Origin of the sequence: Kitasatospora sp. NPDC096140 (assembly GCF_040303045.1) — a bacterium.
Classification (GTDB): domain Bacteria; phylum Actinomycetota; class Actinomycetes; order Streptomycetales; family Streptomycetaceae; genus Kitasatospora.
On sequence record NZ_JBEOUW010000003.1, the window covers coordinates 1 to 26,103 of the forward strand.

Annotated in this window: 21 protein-coding genes, 2 tRNA genes and 1 pseudogene; 13 read left to right on the forward strand and 11 right to left on the reverse strand. The window is 73.8% G+C overall.

What is annotated here, in order from left to right:
* Nucleotides 1–872: pseudogene (locus tag ABT048_RS03340) on the reverse strand (hypothetical protein); the annotation flags it as partial.
* Nucleotides 873–1,075: 203 nt separating this feature from the next.
* Between ABT048_RS03340 and ABT048_RS03345 the strand changes: the two are divergent.
* From ABT048_RS03345 to ABT048_RS03355, 3 genes are all read left to right on the forward strand, one after another.
* Complete coding sequence (locus ABT048_RS03345) at nucleotides 1,076–2,299, forward strand: benzoate/H(+) symporter BenE family transporter (protein WP_350519614.1); 1,224 nt, start codon at nucleotides 1,076–1,078, stop codon at nucleotides 2,297–2,299.
* A gap of 265 nt (nucleotides 2,300–2,564) precedes the next feature.
* Nucleotides 2,565–3,797 carry a M64 family metallopeptidase gene (locus ABT048_RS03350; protein ID WP_350519615.1) on the forward strand — a complete coding sequence of 411 codons (1,233 nt, stop codon included), beginning with the start codon at nucleotides 2,565–2,567 and terminating at the stop codon, nucleotides 3,795–3,797.
* Nucleotides 3,798–3,999: 202 nt separating this feature from the next.
* Nucleotides 4,000–5,373: an MFS transporter gene (locus tag ABT048_RS03355; RefSeq protein ID WP_350519616.1), complete on the forward strand. Its 1,374-nt coding sequence runs from the start codon at nucleotides 4,000–4,002 to the stop codon at nucleotides 5,371–5,373.
* Nucleotides 5,374–5,431: 58 nt separating this feature from the next.
* Here the strand turns inward: ABT048_RS03355 and ABT048_RS03360 are convergent, their stop codons facing one another.
* Both ABT048_RS03360 and ABT048_RS03365 read right to left on the reverse strand, forming a co-directional pair.
* A complete protein-coding gene (locus ABT048_RS03360) occupies nucleotides 5,432–6,265 on the reverse strand; it encodes a BRO-N domain-containing protein (protein ID WP_350519617.1) in 834 nt (277 codons plus the stop codon).
* 159 nt (nucleotides 6,266–6,424) lie between these two features.
* Nucleotides 6,425–7,246 carry a maleylpyruvate isomerase family mycothiol-dependent enzyme gene (locus ABT048_RS03365; RefSeq protein ID WP_350519618.1) on the reverse strand — a complete coding sequence of 274 codons (822 nt, stop codon included), beginning with the start codon at nucleotides 7,244–7,246 and terminating at the stop codon, nucleotides 6,425–6,427.
* Nucleotides 7,247–7,420: 174 nt separating this feature from the next.
* On the opposite strand from ABT048_RS03365, the gene ABT048_RS03370 reads away from it, so the two are divergent.
* The 3 genes from ABT048_RS03370 (at nucleotide 7,421) to ABT048_RS03380 (ending at nucleotide 10,229) form a co-directional block, all read left to right on the forward strand.
* Nucleotides 7,421–8,218, forward strand: coding sequence for a carbon-nitrogen family hydrolase (locus ABT048_RS03370; protein WP_350519619.1), 798 nt, complete (start codon nucleotides 7,421–7,423; stop codon nucleotides 8,216–8,218).
* A gap of 160 nt (nucleotides 8,219–8,378) precedes the next feature.
* Complete coding sequence (locus ABT048_RS03375) at nucleotides 8,379–9,467, forward strand: GntR family transcriptional regulator (protein ID WP_350519620.1); 1,089 nt, start codon at nucleotides 8,379–8,381, stop codon at nucleotides 9,465–9,467.
* A gap of 114 nt (nucleotides 9,468–9,581) precedes the next feature.
* Nucleotides 9,582–10,229 (forward strand): putative DNA-mimic protein, encoded by a 648-nt coding sequence (locus ABT048_RS03380; RefSeq protein WP_350519621.1) that lies wholly within the window; start codon nucleotides 9,582–9,584, stop codon nucleotides 10,227–10,229.
* Between the two features lie 54 nt (nucleotides 10,230–10,283).
* Here ABT048_RS03380 and ABT048_RS03385 read toward each other — a convergent pair whose 3' ends face one another.
* Entirely contained in the window at nucleotides 10,284–11,069 is a 786-nt protein-coding gene (locus ABT048_RS03385; protein ID WP_350519622.1) for an SLATT domain-containing protein, read from the reverse strand.
* Nucleotides 11,070–11,437: 368 nt separating this feature from the next.
* Here ABT048_RS03385 and purD point away from each other — a divergent pair, with 368 nt between their 5' ends.
* The 4 genes from purD to ABT048_RS03405 all read left to right on the forward strand — a co-directional run bounded on the left by purD (nucleotide 11,438) and on the right by ABT048_RS03405 (nucleotide 17,592).
* Nucleotides 11,438–12,685: a phosphoribosylamine--glycine ligase gene (gene purD, locus ABT048_RS03390; protein WP_350519623.1), complete on the forward strand. Its 1,248-nt coding sequence runs from the start codon at nucleotides 11,438–11,440 to the stop codon at nucleotides 12,683–12,685.
* Between the two features lie 535 nt (nucleotides 12,686–13,220).
* On the forward strand, nucleotides 13,221–14,819 hold the full coding sequence (locus ABT048_RS03395) for a hypothetical protein (protein ID WP_350519624.1): 1,599 nt from the start codon (nucleotides 13,221–13,223) through the stop codon (nucleotides 14,817–14,819).
* A 218-nt stretch (nucleotides 14,820–15,037) separates the two neighbouring features.
* On the forward strand, nucleotides 15,038–16,579 hold the full coding sequence (locus tag ABT048_RS03400) for a N,N-dimethylformamidase beta subunit family domain-containing protein (protein ID WP_350519625.1): 1,542 nt from the start codon (nucleotides 15,038–15,040) through the stop codon (nucleotides 16,577–16,579).
* A gap of 113 nt (nucleotides 16,580–16,692) precedes the next feature.
* Nucleotides 16,693–17,592, forward strand: coding sequence for a phosphoribosylaminoimidazolesuccinocarboxamide synthase (locus tag ABT048_RS03405; protein WP_350519626.1), 900 nt, complete (start codon nucleotides 16,693–16,695; stop codon nucleotides 17,590–17,592).
* A 59-nt stretch (nucleotides 17,593–17,651) separates the two neighbouring features.
* Here ABT048_RS03405 and ABT048_RS03410 read toward each other — a convergent pair whose 3' ends face one another.
* The 7 genes from ABT048_RS03410 to ABT048_RS03440 all read right to left on the reverse strand — a co-directional run bounded on the left by ABT048_RS03410 (nucleotide 17,652) and on the right by ABT048_RS03440 (nucleotide 22,359).
* On the reverse strand, nucleotides 17,652–18,272 hold the full coding sequence (locus tag ABT048_RS03410) for a response regulator (protein WP_350519627.1): 621 nt from the start codon (nucleotides 18,270–18,272) through the stop codon (nucleotides 17,652–17,654).
* A gap of 124 nt (nucleotides 18,273–18,396) precedes the next feature.
* Nucleotides 18,397–19,614 (reverse strand): sensor histidine kinase, encoded by a 1,218-nt coding sequence (locus ABT048_RS03415; protein ID WP_350519628.1) that lies wholly within the window; start codon nucleotides 19,612–19,614, stop codon nucleotides 18,397–18,399.
* A gap of 95 nt (nucleotides 19,615–19,709) precedes the next feature.
* Nucleotides 19,710–20,552: an ABC transporter permease gene (locus tag ABT048_RS03420; RefSeq protein ID WP_350519629.1), complete on the reverse strand. Its 843-nt coding sequence runs from the start codon at nucleotides 20,550–20,552 to the stop codon at nucleotides 19,710–19,712.
* The gene (locus tag ABT048_RS03425; RefSeq protein WP_350519630.1) at nucleotides 20,549–21,559 is read right to left on the reverse strand and encodes an ABC transporter ATP-binding protein; all 1,011 of its coding nucleotides are present in this window, start codon (nucleotides 21,557–21,559) and stop codon (nucleotides 20,549–20,551) included. The genes ABT048_RS03420 and ABT048_RS03425 overlap by 4 nt, the downstream gene beginning before the upstream one ends.
* 154 nt (nucleotides 21,560–21,713) lie before the next feature.
* A tRNA-Gly gene (locus ABT048_RS03430) sits at nucleotides 21,714–21,786 on the reverse strand.
* A gap of 40 nt (nucleotides 21,787–21,826) precedes the next feature.
* Nucleotides 21,827–21,899: transfer RNA gene (locus tag ABT048_RS03435), tRNA-Gly, on the reverse strand.
* 142 nt (nucleotides 21,900–22,041) lie between these two features.
* On the reverse strand, nucleotides 22,042–22,359 hold the full coding sequence (locus tag ABT048_RS03440) for a histone-like nucleoid-structuring protein Lsr2 (RefSeq protein WP_030056585.1): 318 nt from the start codon (nucleotides 22,357–22,359) through the stop codon (nucleotides 22,042–22,044).
* 467 nt (nucleotides 22,360–22,826) lie between these two features.
* Between ABT048_RS03440 and purS the strand changes: the two genes are divergently transcribed.
* Genes purS through purL form a run of 3 tightly spaced genes read left to right on the forward strand, consistent with a single transcriptional unit; the run spans nucleotide 22,827 to nucleotide 26,010 of the window.
* A complete protein-coding gene (gene purS / locus ABT048_RS03445) occupies nucleotides 22,827–23,081 on the forward strand; it encodes a phosphoribosylformylglycinamidine synthase subunit PurS (protein ID WP_049654013.1) in 255 nt (84 codons plus the stop codon).
* Nucleotides 23,078–23,755, forward strand: coding sequence for a phosphoribosylformylglycinamidine synthase subunit PurQ (purQ, locus tag ABT048_RS03450; RefSeq protein WP_350519631.1), 678 nt, complete (start codon nucleotides 23,078–23,080; stop codon nucleotides 23,753–23,755). The genes purS and purQ overlap by 4 nt, the downstream gene beginning before the upstream one ends.
* Entirely contained in the window at nucleotides 23,755–26,010 is a 2,256-nt protein-coding gene (gene purL / locus ABT048_RS03455; RefSeq protein WP_350519632.1) for a phosphoribosylformylglycinamidine synthase subunit PurL, read from the forward strand. The genes purQ and purL overlap by 1 nt, the downstream gene beginning before the upstream one ends.
* Nucleotides 26,011–26,103: the final 93 nt, after the last annotated feature.

Sequence of the window (26,103 nt, forward strand, 5' to 3'; positions counted from 1 at the left end):
GACAGGGCGAGGAAGGTGTTGGTGGAGGAGGCGCCGGTCTGGGCGAGTTCCGGGGTGCCGGCCGGGGCGGTGGTGGCGGGTGCGGTGGAAGTGGCGGTGGGCGTGGTGCCGGTGGGCTCGGTGACCTTGGCGGGGGTCTTGTCGGCGGCGGGCTCGGCCTTCTTGGTCTCCTTGGCCGGCGCGGCGGGCTTGGTGGGCGCGGGCTTGGCCGGGGTGGTCGGCTGCGCGGGGGCGGCGGTTCGAGCCACGTGGTAGGTGTGCATGTCGCCCGTCACATCCGGGAAGCCGGGAGCCTGGGCCCAAGTGCCGACCTGGATCTCGGTCACGTCCTTCGGCGCCTTCGCGGAGAGGCCCACGCGGAACATGAAGTTGGCGGCCCGGCCGTTCTCCAGGCGCGGGGTGGTGGTGGCGGGGGAGGCGACGGTGAAGAGCGAGGGGTCGCAGCCGTGGCGCAGGGCGACGGGCTTCCAGCCGCCGGCGGTGGCGACCTCGACCGTGAAGTCCTGGAGGTTGGTGCTGCCCTTCGGGTTGAACAGCCAGAGGTTCGCGGAGACGTTCCGGTACGGGGCGCCGGTGAAGTTGGTGACGCCGACGCCGATCTCGACCTTGGGGCCGCCCGCGGTGATGGTCTGGCCGTCCGGGGTCATGTGGAAGCCGGACTGGTAGGTGCCGTCGTGCTTGGCCGGGTCGGCGGCCGGGGCGGTGACAGCGGTGGCCTTGCCGTCGCTGTCGCCGCAGGCCCAGGCGCTGTCGGTGGCGAGGAACTGGATGCCGCCGGCGAGGACGGTGGTGGCGGCGAGGACGGCGATGCGGCGGCGGCCGGAGAGGGCGCGGTCGTTCTTCGCAAAGCGGGTGATAACGGACGTGCGCATGACGTGACTCCCCAGGGTCATGTGACTGACGGTGTGTGGGTGAAGACGACCGGCCCCGCTCCTCCTGAGCGGAAGCGCCCCCCGGCTCTGCCGGTCTCGCTCTCCGTGCCTTCATCCGTATAGACGCGCATCCCCGGCAGGGGTTGCAGGTGGATCCAAAAACTTTTCGGGAGCCTTCGTCAGGTCTCCGGGATACTGCCGGGATGACGGATGAGCTGACGATTCGACCGGAAACGACGCCGGTCGGGAGCGGGGAACGTCGGTCGCTGCGGCGGGACGCGTCGGGGCCGGCACTGCTGGCCGGGCTGGTGTGCGTCGCGGTGTCCTTCTCGGGACCGCTGGTGGTGGTGCTCGCGGCGGCCGCGGCCGGACGGCTGGACACGGCGCACACCGCCTCCTGGATCTGGGCGGTGGCGATCGGCAGCGGGGTGAGCGGCTTCGCGCTGAGCTGGTGGACCCGGACGCCGGTGATCACCGCCTGGTCCACGCCGGGGGCCGCGCTGCTGGTGACCAGCCTGGGCGACTACCCCTACCGGGAGGCGGTCGGGGCGTTCCTGGTGAGCGCGGTGGTGGTGGCCCTGTTCGGGGTGACCGGCTGGTTCGGCCGGCTGATCGCGGCGGTGCCGGTCGGGATCGTGAACGCGATGCTCGCGGGCATCCTGTTCTCCTTCGGTGCCGGGATCTTCGGCGCGGTGCACGGCGCGCCGGTCCTGGTGGTGGGCAGCTTCGCGGCCTTCCTGCTGGCCAAGCGGTTCGCGCCGCGGTACGCCGTACCGGTCGCGCTACTGGTCGGCGGGGTGCTGGCGGCGCTGACCGTCGGACTGCCGCTGCACCCGGGCTCGGGCGGGCCGACCGTGCCGGTGCTGACGGTGCCGGCGTTCTCCTGGTCGGCGCTGGTGGGGCTCGCGCTGCCGCTCACGATCGTCACGCTGGCCTCGCAGAACGCCCCGGGCCTCGGCGTGATGCGGGCCTTCGGCTACCGGGCGGACGACCGGCTGCTGATCGGCTCGACCGGGGCGGTGTCGATGCTGATGGCCCCGTTCGGCTCGCCCGGGGTGAACCTTGCGGCGATCACGGCGGCGATCTGCTCGGGCCCGGAGGCCCATCCGGACCCGCGCCGCCGGTACGTCGCGGGCATGTCCTCGGGCGCGCTGTACGTGCTGGTGGGCAGCTTCGGCGGAGTGCTGGTCAGCCTGTTCACCGGGCTGCCGAAGGAACTGATCGCGGTGATCGCCGGGGTCGCCCTGCTGGCCTCGCTGCAGGGCAGCCTGGCGGCGGCGGTCGCGGAGGAGCGCGGGCGGGACGCGGCGGTGGTGACCTTCCTGGCGAGTGCCTCGGGGATGAGCCTGTTCGGGATCGGCTCGGCGTTCTGGGGGCTGCTCTTCGGGCTGGGCACCCATCTGGTGCTGGGCCTCCGGAAGGCCTGACCGGGGCTGCGGGAGGGCCTGGGCGGGGCTGCGGGAGGGCGCCTGGGCAGGGGTGCTGGAAGGTCGGGCGGGGACGGTCCGGGCGGGGGTGTGGTTGGTATGACCCGCATGACCTGCATGGTCCTCATGGCAGGGAGGATGCGGATCGTTCGGCCAGGTCGGTGACATTTGCGCCCGCCGGTGGGGGCGACACGCCGGTCCGGGTACGTCTCCGCTCCACCACCCGGGCGACACCGGGTGACCGGAGCCCCGAGGACGCACCCGTATGCCGCCTGGCAACCCTGGCCGTCTCGTCCGGAGTCTGGCCGCCCTCGTGCTGGTGTCCACCGCCCTGCTGCCCGCCGCCCTGGAACTGGTCGGTCCCTCGCCGTTCGGCGTGATCGGGCCCGGCGCTCCGGCCGACCGTGCGGTGCCGCCGCACACCGCGCTCCGCGCCGACCAGCGAATAGCCGGGGCCGCCCCGACGGTCGACATACGTCGGACCGGCGACCCGGCCAACCGGATCACGCTGGTCCTGCTCGGGGACGGCTACACGGCGGGCGAACAGGACCTGTTCCGGCAGCAGGCCGACAAGGCCTGGCACGCCCTGATGGACATCGAGCCCTTCCGCACCTACCAGGGCTTCTTCAACGTACGGCGGGTCGACGTGGTCTCCCCGGTGTCCGGGATAGCCGAGACCGAGAGCCGCGGCCGCAACCCGGCCACCCCGCTCGGCATGCACTTCTGGTGCGAGGGCACCGCCCGGCTGCTCTGCGCAGACGAGGCCGCCACCGCCCGGTACGCGGGGGACGGCAGCGGGCCGCAGTACCTGATCGCGCTGGCCAACTCCACCGAGTACGGCGGCGCCGGCGGCACCGGGGTGACCACCCTGGCCGGCGGCAGCCAGGACGCCGGGCGGATCATCCAGCACGAGATCGGGCACACCGTGGGGGACCTCGGCGACGAGTACGACAGCGCCCCCGACGACGCCGACTACCCGAACCTCTCCACCCTCAACGCCGACGACATGCGCAAGAAGCAGACCAAGTGGTGGCGCTGGCTGGGCGCCGCGTCCCCGGACGGTGCCGGGGTCGTCGGCGCGTACCGCAGCGGCAACGGCCTCTACCGGCCGACCCCGGACTCGGTCATGCGCACCCTGGGCAGCGCGTACAACCTGCCCTCGCGTGAGGCGATCATCGAGGAGCTCTACCGCAAGGTCCGGCCGACCGACGCCCCGCTGCCGGCGCCCGGCGAGGTGACCGGGCGGCCCCGGCTCGACGTCCGGCCGCTGCCGCTGAACGGGGCCCGCCAGCTGAAGGTGGAGTGGAAGGTGGACGGCGTCCCGGTGGCACCGCAGTCCGCGGACGCCTCCTGGCTGGACACCGCCCGGCTGGACCTGGCCCCGGGCCGGACGGCCACCGTGACGGCGACCGTCCGGGACACCACGGACTGGGTGCGCGACGAGGCCTTCCGGGACCGCTTCATGACCCGGTCGGTGTCCTGGACGCTGACCGGCTGAGGCCGGCGGGAGTTGTCGGGGCTGTCGGAGGCTCGCTGAGTCCGGCGGGGGCTGTGTCGGGGGCTGTCGGGGCTGGCCGGGGCCGGCTGTTGCCGGGGAGCGCACCGGCGGATCCACCGGCCCGGGGGGTCGCGGGTTCGCGCCCGGGCGACCGAACCCCGCCCTGGGCGTCCAATCATGGGATGACTAGTCTGGTCGCACTATGTCCGTGGAGCCCGCCCCTTCAGCCGCGCCCCCGTCCGCCTCCGCTCCCCGAGCCACAGCCGGGCCCTCGACCGCCCATGCACCCGCGTCCGCGCCCGTTTCCGGCCCCGTTCCCGCGCCGCCGGGTGGCCGTGCCGCCTGGACGGCCTGGTCCGTCGGCGTCAGCGTCTACGTCCTGGCGGTCATCCACCGCACCAGTCTCGGCGTGGCCGGGCTGGACGCCGCCGACCGCTTCGGCATCGGCGCCTCGGCGCTCTCCACCTTCTCCATCCTCCAGGTGCTGGTCTACGCGGCCATGCAGATCCCGGTCGGCCTGCTGGTGGACCGCTTCGGGCCGCGCCGGGTGCTGCTGCTCGGTGTCGTGCTGCTCAGCACCGGTCAGCTGGCCTTCGCGTTCAGCTCCTCCTTCGCCCCCGCGCTGGCCTCCCGGGCGGTGCTCGGCTGCGGCGACGCGATGACCTTCATCAGCGTGCTGCGGATCGCCGCCCGCTGGTTCCCGGCCGCCCGGAACCCGTTCGTGGCCCAGCTGACCGGTCTGGCCGGGATGGGCGGCAACCTGGTCACCACCGTGGTGCTGGCGCAGGCGCTGCACAGCGAGGGCTGGACGCCCACCTTCGCCGCGATCGCGCTGCTCGGCGTGGCGGTGTTCGCGCTGGTCGCGCTGTTCCTCCGGGAGGCCCCGGCGCAGGCGGAACCGATCCGGCCGGTGGAGCACCGGGAGCGGCCCGGGGTCGGCCGGCTGGTCCTGGACTGCTGGCGGGAGCCCGGCACCCGGCTCGGGCTGTGGATCCACTTCACCACCCAGTTCCCCGGCAACGCCTTCGGCCTGCTCTGGGGCCTGCCCTACCTGGTGCAGGCGCAGGGCATGTCCCGGGCCGGGGCGGGCGGGATGCTGACCCTGCTGGTGCTCAGCAACATGAGCTTCGGGTTCCTCTTCGGCCGCCTGCTCTCCCGCACCGCGCGCGCCCGCATGCCGATCGTGCTGACCGTCATCGCGACCACCGCGCTCGGCTGGGCGCTGGTGCTGGCCTGGCCCGGCGGGCACCCGCCGGTGTGGCTGCTGGTCGGGATCATCCTGGTGATGGGCAGCAACGGCCCGGCCTCGCTGGTCGGCCTGGACTACGCGCGCTCCCGGAACTCGGCGGAACGGCTCGGCACCGCCTCCGGAATCGTCAACATGGGCGGCTTCATCGGCACGATGATCACCCTCTTCGGCGTCGGCGTCCTGCTGGACGCCCTCACCCCGGAAGGCACCGACGGCTACCCGGCCGATGCCTTCCGCTGGGCGTTCTGCTGGCAGTACGTCCCGCTGGCAGTGGGGACGCTGATGATCCTCCGGTTGCGGCGGAGGGTCCTCGCCTCGGAGACGTAGGGTTTCCGACCTGCGAAGACGTGCCGGCCCCCGCTTCACCCGAGGGTCGGCGGGGGCATCAGCGGCCGTACGCCCGCATGAACGCGGCCATCTGCGGCGGTGTCCCGAAGAGCCGGGCGCCGTGCAGTTCCGCACGCATCGGCCCGTGGTCCGGCACGGGCCCGGTGCCGGGGGCGGGCCGTGCTTCGCGCCGCAGGCGGATCAGGTCGACCAGCTTCAGCTTCGGGCAGCCGGGGACGACCCGGCTGCCCCGGATGCCGACCCGCTCCCCGCCCGGGCAGGCGAAGTACGCCCCGAACGGCGGTCCGCTGTCCTCCTCCCGGCCCGGCAGGTGGAGGACCATCTCCCCGTGCCGGCAGTGGACCGTCCCGTCGGAGCGGACGGTCAGCCCGGGCCAGTCCTCGTGGTCGATCTCCGCGACGATCTGCACCTGCTGCCCGATCGCCTCGGCCAGGGTCTCCGCCATCCGCCGCTGCTGGGTGGGGACGTCGGTGTCCCCGCGGCGGACGGAGGGGAGCAGTTCCTCGGTGACCCATGCCCGGAACGGTCGGGCGGACTTCTTGTCCGACCTCATGAGGAGGCTGTACAGCCCCGCCTCGCTCACCAGGCCGAGCAATGGATTTCCTCGCCGGTAGGGTTTCTGACCTGCGGAATCGTCGTAACCCTCCATCTGCTGGGCGGTTACCGACCGCAGGTCCACGGTGCGGTGCTGGTGGGGCTCCAGCCCGTACACGGCGGTGGCCGGGTTTCGCCGACCCATGACCCGGCACACGTCCGCCGTCGCGAACCACGGCTCGCCGTCGATCATCACGACCCTGATGGGCTGCCCCGTGACCGGGAAGCTCGACCGCACCAGCACCATCCGTTCCTGCTGTTCCCGTTCGTCGTCCATCGGGACGTTCCTCCTTCTTCCGGGTGATGGCATGACTGCCCGGAACAACGAGGCCGAACGGGTGAGGTGGCTGGTGCTGCATTGACGTGCGGATGCACGAGAGGTGCCGACCCGGCGTGCGTTGGTGCGTGTACGCCGGGTGGCGTGCGCCGGTGGGGCTCAGATGGTGACGGAGAAGTTCGCCAGCACCCGGTCGGCCAGTTCCTTGTCGCCCTCCACCGACACCGGCCCCGGGCGGCCGCGGCCGCAGGCGAGCCGGACGTACGTCTCCCAGCCCATGCTGAGCTGGACGTCGGGGGCCAGGCTGATCGACTCGTCCACGGTGCAGTGGCCGGAGGCGTCGACCCGGACGGTGCGCAGGAACTCCACCGGGCCGGTGACGTCCAGCACCATGGCCGTCCCGGCGGGGACGCCGGCCTTGTTGGCGACGGCCTTGGGCAGCAGCTCCAGCAGGAGGTCCCGGGAGATCAGGGCGGCCGGGGCGTCCAGGTTGCCGGGGGCGTCCAGGGCGCGGCGCAGGTCCTGCTCGTGCACCCAGACGTCGAAGGCCCGCATCCGCAGGAGCTCGTGGTACGGGACGTCCCGGGCGAGCGGCCCGGCCGGCCAGCGGACCGGCTCGCCGGGCGTCTGCTTGGCGTTCCGCAGCGCCCGGGAGCGGCGGATGATCGTGTACTCCAGCTCGCTGGTCATCTCCAGCGCGGTGTGGCAGCGGCGCTTGTCCACCGGCAGCTCGACGTAGCGGGCGAACTCGGTGGTCACGTGACGGAGGTCACGTGGCAGGGAGTGGATCGGGCGGGGGTCGCCGAGGAGCTCGGACTCGACCGCGATGACGTGCGAGACGACGTCCCGGACGGACCAGCCGGGGCACTCGGTGGCCCGGTTCCAGGAGCCCTCGGGGAGGGGGGCGACCAGCTCCGATATGGACTCGATGCTCTGGGTCCACGCCTCGGTGTAAGCCTGCACGGTCTGGTTGTCCGTCACGGGAATCTCCGGCCCTCCGTCAGCTTCCTTGCCGCCTGTGCCCCGCCGTCACCGCCGGCCGGGATGGTCCGGCTTTCCGGGCGCACACGCTAACCGCACGTTACGCTGCCGGGGAACAGCAGGGCAGCGCTTTCGGGTGACGATCGTAGGACTCTTGCCGTGGACGGTGGTACTGTGCGCGCTTCATTGATCCAACTCGCGGTCTCCGACGCCGAGCCGCCCGCCGAGCGGCGGGCCAGGGCGGCGGCGCTGGTGCGGGCCCAGCAGGGCGCCGACCTGGTGGTGCTGCCGGAGCTGTGGCCGCTCGGCGGTTTCGCGTACGACCTCTGGTCGGACGGCGCGGAGGGCCTGGACGGGCCCACCTCGGACGCGATGGCGGCCGCCGCCCGGGCCGCCGGGGTCTGGTTGCACGCCGGTTCGATCGTCGAGCGGGACCCGGACGGGCCGATCTACAACACCTCGATGCTGTTCGCCCCGGACGGCGAGCTGGTGCACACCTACCGCAAGATCCACCGCTTCGGCTTCGACAGCGGCGAGGCCGTGGTGATGGGCGCGGGCCAGGAGATCGTCACCGCGCCCACCGACTTCGCCACGCTGGGCCTGGCCACCTGTTACGACCTGCGCTTCCCGGAGCTGTTCCGGGCGCTGCTGGACGCCGGTGCGCAGCTGCTGGTGGTCCCGGCGGCCTGGCCGGCCCGGCGGCGCGAGCACTGGACGCTGCTGGCCCGCGCGCGGGCGGTGGAGGAGCAGGCCTTCGTGCTGGCCTGCAACACGGCCGGGACGCACGCCGGGGTGGAGCAGGCCGGGCACAGCATCGTGGTGGACCCGTGGGGCCGGGTGCTGGCCGAGGCGGGGACGGAGGAGGAGGTGCTGACGGTCGACTTCGACCCGTCCGAGGTGGCCGCGGCGCGCAAGGACTTCCCGGTGCTGCGGGACCGCCTGCTGGGGATCCCGGCACCGGTCCAGCGCTAGTCGGTCCGGCCCCGGTCGGACCGGCCGGGGCCGGGGGACCGTCTTGTCGGAGGGTTGGTTCGGACCTGGCCCGGGCGGGTTTGAGAAGATGAGCACTCGTCGTGTTCCCGCCGGTCCGTCCAGGGTCGGCCCGGTCGGCCCGCCCGAGGAGGTCGCGCCCATGCCTGTCGACGGCGCAGGCACCCCCCGTCCCGTCATCCACCGCAACAGCCTGCGCGAGCAGATCGCCGGCGCGCTGCGGGAGGAGATGATGGCCGGCCGACTGGCGGCCGGCCGCAACTTCACCGTCAAGGAGATCGCCGAGCTGTACGGCGTCTCCGCGACCCCGGCCCGCGAGGCGTTGGTCGACCTCGGCGCCCAGGGGCTGCTGCGGGCCGAGCACCACCGGGGCTTCACCGTGCCCGAACTGTGCTGGGACGACTTCCTGGAGATCTTCGAGTCCCGGGTCCTGCTCGCCGACAGCTTCCACCGGCAGTTCTCCACCCGCCGGGCCCTGCCCGACCTCAGCCGGCTGCCCTCGCTGCGCCGCCGGGCCGACGCGGCCGTCCGGGCCGCCCGGGCCGGGAACCTGGACGTGATGGTGGGCTGCGACCGCCGGTTCTGGCAGGAGGTCGCCGGACTGCTGGGCAACCGGCGGGTCGCCGACTACCTGGACTGGCTGCGGGTGCAGTCCTGGATGTTCGCCGCGCCCTACCTGCGGGCGATGCCCGGCCTGGCCGGGGTCTGCTGGGACCGCCACCAGGACCTGGTCGGGGCGATCGAGGCGCACGACCTGGCCGGCGCGTACCGGATCATCTGCGAGTACAACCTGGCCACCGCGCGGCTGCTGGCCGAGCTGGCCGGGCAGCCGCTGGAGTCGGTGACGGTCCTGGGGCTGCTCACCGAGACCACCGGGACGCAGCCGCCGCCCGTCCCGGGCGGGCCGTCGGCCGCCGAGCCGGGGCCCGGCTCCGTCGTCGGGCCCGCCGAGCCCGCCGACCCCGCCAAGCCCGGCGGCCCCGCCGAGCCCGCCGACCCCGCCAAGCCCGGCGGCCCCGCCGAGCCCGGCGAGCCCGGTGCGGTGCGCGGCGAGCGGCCGCTGCGCGGTGACGAGGTCGGCCGTGAGCTGGGCCGGGAGCTGGGGCTGGGCCTCGGCCTGGTGCCGCAGCCCCGCGCGGTGCCCTACGGCCGGTTCGGCCGGCGGCCGTCTCCGGCGCCCCCCGAGGCCCCGCTGGGACGGCCCGACCCGCACGCCGCCCCGGGCCGGTAGGGTGACGGGCGTCGAACCGGGCGTCCGCGAAGGGCCGTCCGGGTACCGACCCCGCCCCCGTCGTCGCCCCGCCCCGCGGGCGATCCCCCACCGCCCGGAGAGGAACTGCCGGCCATGGCCTGCGACCTCTGGCTCGTCCCGCTGGTGGACGTGCTGAGCCACAGCCCCGACAACCCCTTCCGGGACGATCTAGCCCTCTACAACGAGGTGTTGGCCGCGCGCGGGCTGCCCGGGGTGCCGGTCTACGAGTACGTCCCGGGCATCAGTGGCGCGGTCGAGCCGATAGCCGCCTTCGACTACGACTCGCTGCACTTCCTGCGCCGGGCCTACCTGCTGGGCCTCACCGGCCTGGACATCACCCCGGTCGACGCGCTCGGCGGCGACTACGAGCAGCTGCTGGAGATGTTCGAGAGCAGCGCCGAACAGTCGCACCTGGTCTGGCACTTCGACCACGCGGGCGCGTACGTTCCGGTCGAGTTCGCGGTGCCGCTGGTGGACGACGCGCTGCTCGCCTCCGGTGGCCCGCTCGGCTCCAGCCACGGACTGCTGCGCGAACTGCAGGCGGTGGCACCGGCGCTGGGCATCGACCCGCTCAACCCGCCGGACCCGACCCGGCCGCTCGGCCCGACCGGCCTGGAGCAGCCGTTCGGGCCGCCGATCGACGACGTGCACCCCTTCGCCCGGGAGCGGCACGCCTGGTCGGGCCTGTACGCGGCGGCGACCAGGAGCGTCACCCAGGGCTCGATGATCGTCTTCGCCTAGCGCCACGGAGGCCCGCCGACGGCCCACCGTGGCCCGGCGTGGGCCCTCCGGGCCCTAGCGCAGCGGCCCCTCCGGCGGCCGCTGGCGCGGCATGGTGGGCCGGGTGCCCGGCGGCGGCAGCACCCGCACCTGGGCGCCCATCCCGGGCTCGGAGCGGCCGCCCCAGCTCCCGGGGGCCTGGGTGGGCAGCTGGGTCATCGAGGCGCGGAACTCCAGCATCCACTCCGAGGTCTCGGTGCGGACCATGTCCGAGACGTCCTCGCAGAACCGGCGCAGCACGCCCAGGCAGCGTTCCGCGGCCTCGCCCGCGGTGCCCTCGGTGGGGCCGAGCACCTCGCGCACGCACTCCGACGCCCAGTCGAACTGGAAGGCCTCCAGCCGGCGCTGCAGGGCCTGCCCGGTGGAGACGTCCCGCATCCAGCCCGAGCTGAGGCCGAAGGCCCGGTCGGCGCCGTAGCAGGCGGCGGAGAGCGCCAGGCCGACGTAGCCCCAGCTGGCGCCGTGCGCGAAGCTGCCGGCGAGGTCGACCAGCGGGGCCGTCACGGCGCCCACCGCGAACCCGGCCGAGCCGAACCGCAGCAGACGCGCCCACCGGCGCTTCCAGACCCGGTCCCGGCGGTACCACTCGATCGCCTCGACCGCCCGCTCCTCGGACCAGCGGTAGAGCTCCTCCAGCCGCTCGGCCGGCTCGCCCCAGTCCCCGAGGGGGAACTGTCGGGTGCTCAGATCGGTCCGGCGGCGGGTGGGCTCCCGGCGGACCACGGCGGTGGCGGGCGGGTCCTCCTCGCCGATCTCCTTGCCCCAGGCACTCTCCTCGGGCTGCATTTCCGGCTGGCTCACCTGTGGGGCTCCCTGTGGCGGGCGGGCGGCTGGGTCTGGCGGCGCATCGGCTGACGTGGCGTCTGCCGGTGGTTGTCCAACAGCACTTCTTACCGCCAAATGGCTGACCGTGGGGGAGCTTCCCGGTTGATCGTTACCGGTTCAAGCCATCGGAACCCGAGGTGAGCGGGTTGCGGGGGGCGGCGAGATTTCACCCGTCCGAGCGAGGGCCCGGTGACCCGTGGTCGTGACCCGGACACCCAGCGCCCACCTGGGGCCCCCGGGCTTGGAGGATCCTCCGGTATCGTCGGCGTACGGACCTCTTCTCCTGGAGGATCCGACGGGACCGGGGAGCGGCCGGAACAGGCCACCGACTACGCTTGCGTGGCGTGAAGGTCCTCGTCATCGGCGGCGGCGCCCGCGAACACGCCCTGTGCCGCTCTCTGTCCCAAGATCCCGCTGTCACCGAGCTGCACTGTGCCCCGGGCAACGCCGGGATCGCACGGGTGGCGACGGTCCACCCGGTCGACCAGCTCGACGGTGCCCAGGTCACCGACCTGGCCCGGCGGCTCGGCGCCGCCCTGGTGGTGGTCGGCCCGGAGGCCCCGCTGGTCGCCGGTGTCGCCGACGCCGTGCGCGCGGCCGGCATCCCGGTCTTCGGCCCCTCCGGCGCGGCCGCGCAGCTGGAGGGCTCCAAGGCGTTCGCCAAGGACGTGATGGCCGCCGCCGGCGTCCCCACGGCCCGCTCCTACGTCTGCACCACCGCCGCCGAGGCCGCGGAGGCGCTGGACGCCTTCGGCGCCCCGTACGTGGTCAAGGACGACGGCCTGGCCGCCGGCAAGGGCGTCGTGGTCACCTCCGACCGCGAGGCCGCGCTGGCGCACGCCGCCTCCTGCGAGCGCGTGGTCATCGAGGAGTACCTGGACGGCCCCGAGGTCTCGCTGTTCGCGATCACCGACGGCACCACCGTCCTCCCGCTGCAGCCCGCGCAGGACTTCAAGCGCGCGCTGGACGGCGACGAGGGCCCCAACACCGGCGGCATGGGTGCCTACTCGCCGCTGCCGTGGGCGCCCGCCGGGCTGGTCGAGGAGGTGCTGGAGACCGTCCTGCAGCCGACCGTGGACGAGCTGCGCCACCGCGGCACCGAGTTCTCCGGCCTGCTGTACGCGGGCCTGGCGCTCACCTCCCGCGGCACCCGGGTGATCGAGTTCAACGCCCGCTTCGGCGACCCGGAGACCCAGGTCGTGCTGGCCCGGCTGCGCACCCCGCTGGCCGGCGTGCTGCTGGCCTCGGCCAACGGCACCCTGGACCAGCTGGAGCCGCTGCGCTGGGACGACGGCGCGGCCGTCACCGTGGTCGTCGCCTCCGAGGGCTACCCGGCCGCGCCGCGCACCGGCGACCCGATCGAGGGCCTGGCCGAGGCCGAGGCGGACGGCACCGCGTTCGTGCTGCACGCCGGGACCAAGGCGGGCGAGGACGGGCAGGTGCTGAGCGCCGGCGGCCGCGTGCTGTCGGTCACCGCGACCGGCGCCGACCTGGCCGAGGCGCGCGAGCGCGCGTACGCCGCGGTGGACCGGATCTCGCTCAAGGGCGGCCAGCACCGCACCGACATCGCGCTGAAGGCGGCCACCGCGTAGGGCAGTTAGGCCGAGCCGAGCCCGTACCGGGGGCGCTGCGGACCGTGGGAATCAACCCCATGGACGCAGCGCCCCCGGCGTTTCGGGGCCGGACCGCTTCCGGGGGCCGACGCACCGATCGGCCGACGGATTCCAGCCCATCGGGTGACAGCGCCCGCATCCGGCTGACGTAACGGGGCGCCCGGCCTTATGGTGCGCTGGATCGCAGTGCGCGGGGCCCGCGTGCCGGGGTCGCCGCCGGGTAGCGGCGCCCCTGCGGGGGGATGCTGGACGGCGTCCGGCCGGGCGGTCGCCGGGTGCTTCGCACCGGACCGGTCGCGGGCGTCCGGAATCCGGGCGACGTCACCGGGACGAGTGGAAACCGGGGCGATCCGGAACGACCACCCGGGCCGGGGCGTCGAAAATGTCAGTAGCGCCACGCAGCATGCACTACCGGGATCGGACGCCTCCGCTTCCCGGTCGGAACTGATCGTTTCGAGTCGGCTCAGGGCCCGTCGTCGGGCGCCCGAGGGCTCCGAAGGGGGTGCCGCACCGTATGGCCGCTGTCGACACCGCGCGCGCTCACGCCCAGGCGGTCCTGCGGGTCCGAGGCCTCGCCCTGGCCGCCGCCGTCCTGCCCGCCGCCGTGGCGGTGGTCCTGCTCGCGGGCCGGTTCACCGGCCGGATCGGCGCGCCCGGCGCCGCCGACGCCGCCGGCTGGGACGCCGTCCGCTGGGCGGTCTGCGCGGTCGCCGCGCTGACCCTGCTGGTCGCCGGGCTGACCGCCCGCGCCCTGCACCGGGCCGAGCCGCCCCGGACCCCCGCCGTGCCGCTGGAACGCGCCGAGGCCCCCGAGCTGTACCGGCTGATCGCCGAACTCGCCGACCGGCTGGACGTCCCCGCGCCCTCCGCGGTCGCCCTCACCCCGGACTGCGACAGCTGGCTGGAGGACGTCCCACCGGTGCGGCGGCCGGGCCCGCCGCGGCCGCACCCGCTGCGCCCGCACCCCGAGCCGCCCGCCCCGGTCCTGGTGATCGGTTCGCCCTTCCTCTGGTGGATGCGGGCCGGCGAGCTGCGCGCCCTGCTGGCCCCGGTGGTGGCCGGCGCCGCCGCCTCCGCCGATCCGGAGATCGCCGCCGCCCGCCGGTTCCTGCGCAGCCTGGACGCCTGCCTGGACTCCGGCCGGGGCACGTCCCCCGGCCTCGGCGGCGGAACCCTGGCCGCCCCGCCCCGGCCGCCGCGGCGCGGTCCGGCCGCGCTCGCCGACCGGATCGCCCGCCGGATCGCCCGCCGCCTGCTCGGTGCCTGCCGCGGCCACTCCGCCGAACTGGAGCGCTCCGTCGCGAGCTGGGCCTCCGAGCAGGCCAGGGTGGTCGACTACGGCCTGCGGATCGCCGCCCAGGAGCAGGTCGGCCTCGCCTACGCCGGCTGGGACCGGCTGCTCACCCGGGTCGCGCTGCCCGCCTGGCGGCTCGGCCGCCACCCCGCCCACCTCAACGCCGGCGTGGTCGCCGCCCTCACCGAGCTGTCCCGCCGCGACCGGCTGGCCGACGGCTACGGCACCCGGCTCGGCGACCGCCCCGCCTGCGACCTGCTGGAGGAGCCCGGAGCCGTCGACCGGGCGGTCTCCCGGCTCGCGGCCGAGCTGTTCTTCGGCCGCCCGGCGGCCGGCGCCTGGCACGAGCTGGAGTGGGCCGACTACCCGGCCGACGTGGTGGACGCCGGCTGGCGGGCGGGCGCCGCCGCCCTGCAGGCCCCCCTGGACCGGCTCGCCCCGCACTCCCGCCCCGGCGCCCCGACCCTCACCCGGCTGCTGGTGCGGCTCGCCGAGGGCGACGGCGAACGGCTGGCCGCCGCGCTCGCCGCCCAGGTGGCCCGCACGACCGCCCCGGCCCCGCTGCTGGAACCCGACCGCACCGGTCGCGACCTGCTGGTCGACCACGTCACCGCGATGGTCTGCTGCGCGGCCGTGGACACCGCCGGCGGCGCCCCCGGGCTGGACTGGCTGGACGGCCCGGTGCTGCTGCTCGGCGGGGTCCGCCGCACCGACCTGGCCGGCCCGGTCGCCCAGGCCGTCGAGCAGGGCCAGGACGGCCCGCTGCGCGCCTGGCTGGACGCCGCCGACGTCCGCCTGGAGAAACCCGTCCGGCTGTGACGGGTGGGACGGCGCTCGACACCCCCGCACGCGCCCCCGGACGGCTCGGCCGCCGGTCGTCTCCGCAGGCCGGAGGCCCCCTCCGGGCGGACCGCGAGATTCCCGGCACCAATTGCCACCGGAGGGTGACGGAGCGCCAGCACTCTGTGGTGTATTAGACCGCACGCACATCCGGGGGGCACGTGCCAACCGGGCGGAAGTGCACCTGGGAGGGGCGCGTGGGCACCGAACTCAACCGCCGCTGGGAGTCCGGAACGCACGCCTACAGCGTCTCCGACCCCTTCGGACAGGGCCCGCTGCCCTGGCTGCGCAGCCCGGACCAGTACCTGGCCGGAGCGGAGGGCGCCGTCCCCTGGTACGTCTCGGTGGACGCGCCCGGCCAGCAGCCGCTGACCGCCGGGGCCCGGCCCAAGCCGTCGGTCGGCACTCCGCAGAGCTCCAACGACGTGGACCAGCAGATCAAGGGCTTCGCCTCGGCCGGGGTGATCCGCCCCGGCGGCTCGGTGGACTTCCGGGTCACCGTCAACCCGCCCCGCGAGTTCACCGTGAGCGTCTTCCGGATCGGCCACTACGGCGGCGACGGCGCCCGCCACATGACCACCAGCCCGCCGGTCTCCGGCCTCGCCCAGCCCGCCCCGCTGGTGGTCGACCGGACGGTCTCCTGCCACCACTGGTGGCACTCCTGGCGGCTGCAGATCCCGGCGCACTGGAAGCCCGGCGCGTACGTCGCCGTGCTGACCACCTCGGACACCGCGCACCGCAGTCACATCCCGTTCACCGTGCGGGACTTCGAGGACCGCGGGCACAACACGGCCGAGCTGCTCCTGGTGCTCCCGGACGTGACCTGGCAGGCGTACAACCTGTTCCCCGAGGACGGCCGCACCGGCGCCAGCCTGTACCACGCCTGGGACGGCCGGGGCGGCCTGCTCGGCGAGCCGGAGGCGGCCGTCACCGTCTCCTTCGACCGCCCGCACGCCACCGCCGGGCTGCCGCTGCACGTCGGCCACGCGTACGACTTCATCCGCTGGGCCGAGCGCTACGGCTACGACCTCTCCTACGCCACCGCCACCGACCTGCACGCCGGCCTGGTCGACCCCGCCCGGCACCGGGCGCTGGTCTTCCCCGGCCACGACGAGTACTGGTCCGCCCCGATGCGCCGGGCCGCCGAACGGGCCCGGGACGGCGGCACCTCGCTGGTGTTCCTCTCCGCCAACACCATGTACTGGCGGGTCGAGCTGACCGCCGCCGCCTCCGGCGAGCCCCACCGGCTGCTCAACTGCCGCAAGCGGCAGAAGGTCGGGCCCGGCAGCCCGGCCGCGGGCGTGTCCGGCTCCGCCAGCGCGCTGTGGCGGGACGCGGGGGAGCCCGAGCAGCACCTGCTCGGCGTGCAGTACTCGGGCCGGGTCGCCGCGCCCGTCCCGCTGGTCGCCCGGCACACCGCGCACTGGCTCTGGGACGGCACCGGCCTGCAGGAGGGCGACGAGCTGCCCGGCCTGGTCGCCGGCGAGGCCGACCGGTACTACCCCAAGGTGGCGCTGCCCGAGCACACCGAACGCGTGCTGCTGGCCCACTCGCCCTACCAGGACCTGTCGGGCCGCACCCGCTACCAGGAGACCTCGCTGTACCGGGCGCCCAGCGGCGCGTACGTCTTCGCGGCCGGCACCTTCGCCTGGTCGCCCGCGCTGGGCCGCCCCGGACTGACCGACGAGCGGATCCAGCGGGCCACCGCCAACCTGCTGGACCGGCTCTGCAAGAACTGAGCCCCGGCGGCCCCGGGGGAGCGGGACCGGCGGTCGTGAAAGACTGCGGGGGCAGTGACCTCCCCTTTCGCAGTGCCCCACGCCCGCGAACGACCCCTGAGGACTGAGACACCTTGAGCGGATTTGTCACCAAGCCCGAGCCGGTCCAGGTACCCGGCCTGGTCCACCTGCACACCGGCAAGGTGCGCGACCTCTACCGCACCGAGTCGGGTGAGCTGGTCATGGTCGCCAGCGACCGGACGTCCGCCCACGACTGGGTGCTGCCGAACGAGATCCCCGACAAGGGCCGCGTCCTCACCCAGCTGTCGCTGTGGTGGTTCGAGCGGATCGCGGACATCGTCCCCAACCACGTGATCTCCACCGAGGTCCCGGCCGGCGCCCCCGCCGACTGGAAGGGCCGCACGCTGGTCTGCCGCAGCCTGGACATGATCCCGGTCGAGGCCGTCGCCCGCGGGTACCTGGCCGGCTCCGGCCTGACCGAGTACGAGCAGAGCCGCACGGTCTGCGGCATCGCCCTGCCGGAGGGCCTGGAGAACAGCTCCGAGCTGCCCGCCCCGATCTACACCCCGGCGCTCAAGGCCGAGGTCGGCGAGCACGACGAGAACGTGCCCTACGAGGAGACCGCCCGCCGGATCGGCGCCGAGCTGGCGAACCAGCTGCGCCGCACCACCCTGGACGTCTACGCCCGCGCCCGGGACATCGCCCGCGAGCGCGGCATCATCCTGGCCGACACCAAGTTCGAGTTCGGCCTGCTGGACGGCGAGCTGGTGATCGGCGACGAGGTGCTCACCCCCGACTCCTCGCGCTACTGGCCGGCCGACGAGTACCGGCCGGGCCGCTCGCAGTCCTCGTTCGACAAGCAGCTGATCCGCGACTGGCTGGTCTCCCCGGCCTCCGGCTGGGACCGCCACGGCGAGCTGCCGCCGCCGGCGCTGCCGGACGAGGTCGTCGAGCAGACCCGGGCCAAGTACATCGAGGTCTACGAGCGGCTGACCGGCACCACCTGGGCCTGACGCCCGTCGGGACGCCCCCACGGGGGCGCCCCTAGGACGCCCGCGGGCACGGCTGCGGCTCAGATCCAGCCGTGCTCGCGGGCGATCCGCACCGCCGCGTGCCGGTTCTCCGCGCCCAGCTTGGTGGCCGCCGAGGACAGGTAGTTGCGGACGGTGCCCTGGGACAGCGCGGCCCGCTCGGCGATCTCGGCGATCGGGGTGCCGTCGGCGGCGAGCTCCAGGACGTCCGTCTCGCGCGGGGTCAGCGGGGTCTCGCCCGCGCTGATCGCGTCCGCCGCCAGCTCCGGGTCCACGTACCGGCCGCCGGAGCGCACGGTGCGGATGATGCCCGCCAGGTCCGCCGCCGAGACGGTCTTCGGCAGGAAGCCGCGCACGCCGACCTCCAGCGCCCGCTTCAGGTAGCCGGGGCGGCCGTGCCCGGTGACGATCATGCAGCGGCAGTCCGGCAGCAGCCGGCGCAGCTCGGCGCTCACCTCGATGCCGTCCTTGCCGGGCATCTGGAGGTCCAGCACCGCGACGTCCGGCCGGTGCGCCTGCGCCATCGCCAGGGCCTCCGGGCCGGAGCCGGCCTGCGCGACCACCTCGATGTCGTCCTCCAGCGAGAGCAGCGCGGCCAGCGCGCCCCGGATCAGGTGCTCGTCGTCGGCGAGCAGGACGCGGACGGGCGCGGTGTCGGTCATCGGTCGGCACTTCCTCGGGTCGCTCGGGTCGGGCGGGTTCGCCCGGGTCGTTCGGATCGCCAGGGTCCGTTCGGTTCGCCCGGGTCGGGCGGTTCGCCCGGGTCCGTTCGGTTCGTCCGTCCGCTCAGTTCGGCAGCGGGACGGTGGCGAGCATCCGGAAGACGCCGGGCCCGGCGGTCGGCACGGTCAGCTCGCCGTCGTGGGCGGCGAGGCGCTCGCGCAGTCCGCGCAGCCCGGTGCCGCCGCCCTGGGAGGGGAGCGGCACGGCGGGCACCCCGTCATTCTCCAGCTCCAGCACCGCCCGTCCGCCCTCCCGGCGCAGCCGGATCAGGCAGCGCTCGGCCTCACTGTGCCGCAGCACGTTGGTGGTGGCCTCGCGGATCACCCAGCCGAACACCGCCTGGACGTGCGGTGGCAGTTCGTCGGCGGCCTCGCCGAGGTCGATCTCGCAGGCGACGTCGGCGGAGCGGAGCACCGCGCGGGCGCCGATCGCCTCGGCGTGCAGGTCGGCGGTGCGGTAGCCGCGGATGACGTCGCGGACCTCGCGCTGCGACTCCTGGGCGATCCGCTGCACCTCGGCCATCTGCTCGGCGGCCTCGGGGCGGCCCCGGCGGGCGAGCTGGACGGCGAGTTCGCTCTTCAGCGCGATCGTGGTGAGGTTGCGGCCCATGACGTCGTGCAGGTCGCGGGAGAAGCGCAGCCGTTCCTCGGCGACGGCCAGCCGGGACTGCGTCTCGCGGGCGCCGTCCAGTTCCCAGACCACCGCGGTCAGCCAGGCGAAGCTGCGGCAGCTCAGCGCGATCAGGGGCATTCCGAGCAGCGTGCCGATCAGCTGCCCGACGGTGGTGCCGGCGCTCACCCCGGCCAGCATCATCGCCGGGGCGACCGCCGCGGCGAGGGCGACGGCGACCGGGGCGGACCACCGCAGCCGGAGGCCGACGGAGATCGGGCCGTAGGCGACGATCAGCAGGACGGTGGCGACCAGGACGGTGGACGGCGGAGCGCCGGTCCCGTCCGGCCGCGGGCCGGCCAGCAGCAGGGCCCAGATGCCGCCGACGGTGACCGCGCCGTTGACGACGAGCCAGCGGCGGTGGTCGGCCGGCCGGCCGAGGTAGTGGTCGAGCGAGGTCCGGCAGGCCCGGATGCCGACCAGGGTGGTGACCAGCGAGACGGCCAGGGAGACCCGGGCGGCGCCGGGCGAGTACTCGTCGAGGTGGGCGCCGAGGCTGAGCAGCGCCACCGGCACCGCGGCCAGTGGCATCAGGTAGATCGACCAGCGGAAGTAGAGCTCCGCGCGGTGGGGTTTGCCGTAGCCCTTCCATCTGCGCAGTGGTGAGCGCATGTCCACGTGTCGTCCCCCCAGTTCCACCATGATCGTGCTGCTGCCTTCATATCAGAGGTCGAACCGGGAGAAATCCTTGGTTTGCTGTCGAGCGGTCAGCGGCGCGGCTCCCAGCGGAAGTAGCGCACCGCGCCCCAGACCGCCAGGCCCAGCCAGATCGCACCTGTGACGAGGTGCGGGCCGGCGGCGCCCCAGCTGCCGGCGAAGCCGGTCGCGGCGGCCGAGCCGTCGGTGCCGAACCAGCCGACGCGGATCAGCTGGAAGGCCGGGGTGGTCGGCAGCAGTCGGCAGGCGTCGGCCACCTGCGCGGGCATGACCTCCAGCGGGATGAACAGGCCGGAGCCGAGCTGGATGATCAGCATGATCGGCAGGGTGGTGATGCCGGCGCTCTCGACGGTCCTGGTGAAGGCGCTGGACAGCGCTGCCAGGGCGATCATCGTGGCCAGCACCAGCACCAGGCCGACGACCATCAGCAGCGGGTTGACCGGCACCGCCAGGTGCAGTCCGACGCTGCCGCCGATCCCGATCAGTGCGGCCATCAGCAGGCCGAGCGCGAGCGAGGGGACGGCCGTGCCGAGCAGGATCTCGATGTCCCGGGCCTCGCCGGTGCGCAGCCGCTTGAGGACCAGCTCTCCGCGCCGGGCGACGTAGGCGGCGGTCAGGTTGTAGTAGACGACGAAGGACAGCATCATCCCGACCGAGCCGTAGACCAGCAGCGAGTCGACGTCCAGCCCGGGGTTGTCCTCGGCCTGCTTGCCGAGGGTGCCCTTCAGGGAGAAGACCAGGAGCAGCGGCAGCAGCAGGGCGGTGAACATCGCCGTGCGGTTGCGCAGCAGCAGGACGGCCTCGGCGCGGCCGAGGGCGAGCAGCCGGCGGGTGGCGGTGCCCTGCGGGCCGGTGGCGGTGGGCGCGGCGGTGGCGGTGGCGGCGGTGGTCATCGGGCGGATCCGATCAGGCGGCGGCGGGCGGGACGGGCGGGGGCGGCGGGGGCCTGCGGCGGGGCCTGGTGGGCGGCCTCGGAGGCGATGGCGAGGAAGGCCTCCTCCAGCGAGGCGCTGCGGGCGTCCAGGGCGCCGAGCGCGACGCCGTGCCGGTGCGCCCAGTCGAGCAGGGCGTGGAGGGTGTGCTGGAGGTCGCCGGTCTGCACGGTGACCTTGCGGCCGTCGACGGTGACCTCGGCCGGGGCGAGCGGCGGGAGCGAGGTCCCGGCGAACTCTGGCAGCTCGAAGGAGATCCGGGACGGCCGTCCGGCGATCACCTCCGCGACGGTGCCGGAGGTGATGATCCGGCCGCCGTGCATGATGGCCAGCCGGTCGGCCAGCTCCTCGGCCTCCTCCAGGTAGTGCGTGGTGAGCAGCACGGTGGTGCCCTGGGCGCGCAGTTCGCGGACCAGCCGCCAGACGGCGGCGCGCGCCTCGGGGTCGAGGCCGGTGCTGGGCTCGTCCAGGAACAGCACCTCGGGGCGGCCGAGCAGGGCCATCGCGAGGTCGAGCCGGCGCCGTTCGCCGCCGGACAGCTGCTTGACCCGGACGTCGCGGCGGTGGGTGAGGCCGACCAGCTCCAGGGCCTCCTCGACCGGCCGGGCGCCGCTGGTCATCCCGGCCCAGACGCGGCCGGTCTCGGCGGCGGTGAGGTCGCCGGGGAAGCCGCCCTCCTGGAGCATGATGCCGATCCGGGGGCGGACGGCGGCGCGCTCCCGGTGGGGGTCGTGGCCGAGCACCCGGACGGTGCCGTCGCTGGGGGCGGCCAGGCCCTCGATGAGCTCCATGGCGGAGGTCTTGCCCGCCCCGTTGGTGCCGAGCAGGGCGAACAGCTCGCCGCGGCCGACGGTCAGGTCCACGCCCCGGACGGCGTGGTGGCCGGTGGCACCGCTGCCGTAGTGGCGGTGCAGGTCGGTGACCTCGATCACATGGTCGCTGGGGCGGGAGGGGCGGCTCGTTTCCATGCCCCAAGCCTTCCGCCGGCCCGGCCGTGCGGGCAGTGCGCGCCGTCATGACATCGCGGTGGGGATCCACGGGTCGGCGATGACAAATGTCATGGGGCATTCGCGGGCGGGAATGCCGAAGGGCCCCCTCGATCGAGGGGGCCCTTCGTTCCGGAGCGGACGACGAGATTCGAACTCGCGACCCTCACCTTGGCAAGGTGATGCTCTACCAACTGAGCCACGTCCGCATGGTCAAACTATTGAGTTGTGCTGTGCTCGCGCACTGCGAGCGGACGACGAGATTCGAACTCGCGACCCTCACCTTGGCAAGGTGATGCTCTACCAACTGAGCCACGTCCGCATGGTGCCTGGTGGGGCACCCGCCGCCTCTTCGGATCTCTCCGTTGCGGCGACGAGGAATACTCTACAGCATCGTTCGGGGTGGTCGCCCCACCCTTTCGATCCGGGCGGGCAGGGCGACCGGGGGCCTGGTGCCCCGGGGGTCAGTTCGCCTCGGCGAACGCCTCGTACACGTGCTTGGGGATGCGGCCGCGGGCCGGCAGTTCCATGCCGCGGGACAGGGCCCAGGCGCGGACGGCGGCGGGGTCCGGGGTGAGCGCGGTGCGGCGGAAGGACTTTCCGGTGCGGCTCTGGCGCCGCCCGGCGGCGACGAACGGGGCGAGGGCCTCCCGCAGCTTTTCCGCGTTGTCCACGGACAGGTCGATCTCGTACGACTTCCCGTCGACGCCGAAGTGGACGGTTTCTGCGGCGGCGCCGCCGTCCAGGTCGTCGGAGAGCGTGACAACTACACGCTGAGCCATGGGTGTCAATCCTCTCGGGCAATTCGGCCACCGGTCCACGGGGGTGCTCCCGGGGCCTGATGTGCACCTACTCGCGCAAGCGCATACGGGCAGGCCGGTGGCCCGCCTGATACGCAGCACTTGCCGCGACAGGTGGCCCTATTCTGCACCCGAAGGGGGTCGAAATCGAAGAGTCCGGCATTCTTTTCCGGATATTCACGTGTCTTCGCGGGACTGTCGGATACCGATGTGCGGGACGGGCGGATCTGTCCCCAAGTGCCGTATTCGGGTGTTCTCCGGAGGGGGCGGTTCCGGGCGCCGAAACCCCGGAAACGGGCCGCTCCGGACGGGGGGCCGGGGCCCCGGATCCCTTGCGGCGTAAGGGGCCCGGGTCTACGCGCGTCGCTATCCCCGGCCAGCAATCCTGCCCGAAACCACCGGTAGTCTGGAGTTCCCCCGCCTCACCGAAGACACCACCGGGAGTGCCAGTGGCACGCGTCGTAGTCGACGTCATGCTCAAGCCGGAGATCCTCGACCCCCAGGGACAGGCGGTGCAGCGTGCACTGCCCCGTCTCGGATTCACCGGGATCGCCGACGTCCGCCAGGGCAAGCGTTTCGAGCTGGATGTGGAGGGCCCGGTCGACGACGCGGCGCTCGCCCGTATCCGCGAAGCCGCCGAGACCTTTCTCGCCAACACCGTGATCGAGGACTTCACCGTCCGGGTCGAGGAGGAGGGCAAGTGACCACCCGCGTCGGCGTCGTCACTTTCCCCGGCTCCCTCGACGACCGCGACGCCCAGCGGGCGGTCCGTCTCGCGGGTGCCGAGCCGGTCGCCCTGTGGCACCGTGACAAGGATCTCCACCAGGTCGACGCCGTCGTCCTGCCGGGCGGATTCAGTTACGGCGACTATCTGCGCTGCGGTGCGATCTCGCGCTTCTCCCCGGTGATGGAGACCGTCATCGAGCAGGCGAGGCTCGGAATGCCGGTCCTCGGTATCTGCAACGGCTTCCAGGTGCTCTGCGAATCCCACCTGCTGCCCGGTGCGCTCACCCGCAACGACTCGCTGCACTTCATCTGCCGCGACCAGAAGCTGCGGATCGAGAACGCCGGCACCGCCTGGACCCGGGATTACGCGGCGGGCCAGGAAATCGTCGTCCCGCTGAAGAACGGCGAGGGCCGGTTCGTCGCGGACCAGCACGTCCTGGACGAGCTGGAGGCGGAGGGCCGGGTGGTCGCCCGTTACCTGGACGTCAACCCGAACGGTTCGTACCGCGACATCGCCGGCATCACCAACGCCGCCGGCAATGTCGTCGGCCTGATGCCGCACCCGGAGCACGCCGTGGAGCCGCTCACCGGTCCGACCACCGAGGGCCTGGGCTTCTTCACTTCCGTCCTGAAGCAGCTGGTGAACGCCTGATGAGCCTCGACACCGTCAAGAACGCCGAGCAGACCCCGGACGCCGCCCAGCCCTGGGCCGAGCTCGGCCTCAAGGAGGACGAGTACGCGCGCATCCGGGAGATTCTCGGCCGCCGCCCGACCGGCGCCGAACTCGCGATGTACTCGGTCATGTGGTCGGAGCACTGTTCGTACAAGAGCAGCAAGGTCCACCTGAAGCAGTTCGGCGAGAAGAAGCCCGATTCGGACGCGATGCTCGTCGGCATCGGCGAGAACGCCGGTGTGGTCGACGTCGGCCAGGGCTACGCCGTCACCTTCAAGGTCGAGTCGCACAACCACCCGTCGTACATCGAGCCCTACCAGGGCGCGGCCACCGGCATCGGCGGCATCGTGCGCGACATCCTGGCGATGGGCGCCCGCCCGGTCGCCGTGATGGACCCGCTGCGCTTCGGCGCGGCCGACCACCCGGACACCCGGCGCGTGCTGCCCGGGATCGTCGCGGGCATCGGCGGCTACGGCAACTGCCTGGGCCTGCCGAACATCGGCGGCGAGGTCGTCTTCGACTCCTGCTACCAGGGCAACCCGCTGGTCAACGCGCTGTGCGTGGGCGTCATGAAGCACGAGGACATCCACCTCGCGCAGGCGTCCGGCGCCGGCAACAAGGTCGTCCTGTACGGCGCCCGCACGGGCGGCGACGGCATCGGCGGCGTCTCGGTGCTGGCCTCCGAGACCTTCGACGACACCAAGCCGGCCAAGCGCCCGGCGGTCCAGGTCGGCGACCCGTTCCAGGAGAAGCTCCTCATCGAGTGCACCCTGGAGATCTTCCGCGAGAAGCTCGTCAAGGGCATCCAGGACCTCGGCGGCGCCGGACTGTCCTGCGCCACCAGCGAGTTGGCCTCGGCCGGCTCCGGCGGCATGCGGATCGAGCTCGACACCGTGCACCTGCGCGACCACACGCTCTCGCCGGAGGAGATCCTCATGAGCGAGTCGCAGGAGCGCATGTGCGCGATCGTGGAGCCCGACAAGATCGACCGCTTCCTGGAGATCTGCGAGAAGTGGGACGTCATCGCCAACGTCATCGGTGAGGTGACCGACGGCGAGCGCCTGGAGATCTACTGGCACGGCGAGCTCGTGGTGGACGTCCCGCCGCGCACCGTCGCCCACGAGGGCCCGACCTACGAGCGCCCGTTCGCCCGCCCGAGCTGGCAGGACGCGCTGCAGGCCGACGCCCCGACCGCCGAGCGGCTGGCCCGCCCGACCACCGGCGAGGGCCTCAAGGCCGACCTGCTGAAGGTCGCGAGCCACCCGAACCAGGCCTCCAAGTCCTGGATCACCGACCAGTACGACCGCTACGTGCTCGGCAACACCGTGCTCTCGCACGGCGAGGACTCGGGCATGATCCGGATCGACGACGAGACCAACCTCGGCGTCTCGGTCGCCACCGACGGCAACGGCCGCTTCGCCAAGCTGGACCCGTACACCGGCGCCCAGCTGGCCCTGGCCGAGGCGTACCGCAACGTCGCGGCCGGCGGTGCCAAGCCGCTCGCCGTCTCCGACTGCCTCAACTTCGGCTCCCCCGAGGACCCGGACGTGATGTGGCAGTTCGCCGAGGCCACCCGCGGCCTGGCCGACGCCTGCCTGGTGCTCGGCACCCCGGTCACCGGCGGCAACGTCTCGCTGTACAACCAGACCGGCGAGGTCGCCATCCACCCGACCCCGGTGGTCGCGGTGCTCGGCGTCATCGACGACGTCACCCGGCGCACCCCGGTCGCCTTCGCCGAGGAGGGGCAGCTGCTCTACCTGCTCGGCGACACGGCGGACGAGCTCGGCGGCTCGGCCTGGTCCCAGGCGGTCCACGACCACCTCGGCGGCCTGCCGCCCAAGGTCGACCTGGAGCGCGAGCGGCTGCTCGGCGAGATCCTGATCGCCGCCTCGCGCGACGGCATGATCGACGCCGCGCACGACCTCTCCGACGGCGGCCTCGGCCAGGCGCTCGTGGAGAGCTGCCTCAAGGGCGGCCACGGCGCGCGGATCATCGTGCCCGAGGGCGCGGACCCGTTCGTCCTGCTGTTCTCGGAGTCCGCGGGCCGCGCCGTCGTGGCGGTGCCGCGCAGCGAGGAGCTCCGGTTCAACGACATGTGCACCGCGCGCGGCCTGCCGGCCACCCGGATCGGTGTCGTGGACGGCCAGGACCTGGAGGTCCAGGGCCAGTTCAGCGTTTCGCTGGCCGAGCTGAAGGACGCCCACACCGGCGTCATCGAGGCCCTGCTGGGCTGACGGCACCCGTCCCGAGGGGCGGGGGGGGGCGGGGTGGCGGCGGGGCTGCGGGGGGGGCGGGGTGTTGGTCTTGGGGGTGCGGACGCGCTCGGT

Excerpts from the sequence above, each read along its gene's own strand:
- ABT048_RS03345 (WP_350519614.1), top strand. The coding sequence starts at position 1,076 with ATGACGGATGAGCTGACGATTCGACCGGAAACGACGCCGGTCGGGAGC.
- ABT048_RS03350 (WP_350519615.1), top strand. The coding sequence starts at position 2,565 with ATGCCGCCTGGCAACCCTGGCCGTCTCGTCCGGAGTCTGGCCGCCCTC.
- ABT048_RS03355 (WP_350519616.1), top strand. The coding sequence starts at position 4,000 with ATGTCCGTGGAGCCCGCCCCTTCAGCCGCGCCCCCGTCCGCCTCCGCT.
- ABT048_RS03360 (WP_350519617.1), bottom strand. The coding sequence starts at position 6,265 with ATGGACGACGAACGGGAACAGCAGGAACGGATGGTGCTGGTGCGGTCG.
- ABT048_RS03375 (WP_350519620.1), top strand. The coding sequence starts at position 8,379 with ATGCCTGTCGACGGCGCAGGCACCCCCCGTCCCGTCATCCACCGCAAC.
- ABT048_RS03380 (WP_350519621.1), top strand. The coding sequence starts at position 9,582 with ATGGCCTGCGACCTCTGGCTCGTCCCGCTGGTGGACGTGCTGAGCCAC.
- ABT048_RS03395 (WP_350519624.1), top strand. The coding sequence starts at position 13,221 with ATGGCCGCTGTCGACACCGCGCGCGCTCACGCCCAGGCGGTCCTGCGG.
- ABT048_RS03410 (WP_350519627.1), bottom strand. The coding sequence starts at position 18,272 with ATGACCGACACCGCGCCCGTCCGCGTCCTGCTCGCCGACGACGAGCAC.
- ABT048_RS03415 (WP_350519628.1), bottom strand. The coding sequence starts at position 19,614 with ATGCGCTCACCACTGCGCAGATGGAAGGGCTACGGCAAACCCCACCGC.
- ABT048_RS03420 (WP_350519629.1), bottom strand. The coding sequence starts at position 20,552 with ATGACCACCGCCGCCACCGCCACCGCCGCGCCCACCGCCACCGGCCCG.
- ABT048_RS03425 (WP_350519630.1), bottom strand. The coding sequence starts at position 21,559 with ATGGAAACGAGCCGCCCCTCCCGCCCCAGCGACCATGTGATCGAGGTC.
- ABT048_RS03440 (WP_030056585.1), bottom strand. The coding sequence starts at position 22,359 with ATGGCTCAGCGTGTAGTTGTCACGCTCTCCGACGACCTGGACGGCGGC.
- purL (WP_350519632.1), top strand. The coding sequence starts at position 23,755 with ATGAGCCTCGACACCGTCAAGAACGCCGAGCAGACCCCGGACGCCGCC.